The 305-nt window shown below is 42.0% G+C and carries 1 tRNA gene; it reads left to right on the top strand.

What is annotated here, in order from left to right:
- The first annotated feature begins 42 nt into the window (after positions 1-42).
- Positions 43-116 (top strand) — tRNA-Ile (locus HC175_RS22620).
- Positions 117-305: the final 189 nt, after the last annotated feature.

Raw genomic sequence — 305 nt, forward strand, 5'->3', positions numbered from 1 at the left:
TCTAGACTCTAGGATCTATAAGTCTAGTCTCTTAAAAGAAACAGTCTCATAGCTCAGCTGGTTAGAGCGCTACACTGATAATGTAGAGGTCGGCAGTTCGAGTCTGCCTGAGACTACGGAAGCAAGCGAAGCTTGCGTTCAAAGTTTAAGGTTTAAAGTTCAAAGTTTGAACCTGGGACAAAGTTCATTGAGAAATACTGTACACCTACGCTAAAGCTGCGGTGTATGTAGAAAAGGAAATTTTAGAAGTTGGGTAACCCAGTTTGCAGTAAGCAGTAGGAGTTAGCAGTAGAGAAGACTGCATA

Source organism: Salinimicrobium oceani, from assembly GCF_012037645.1.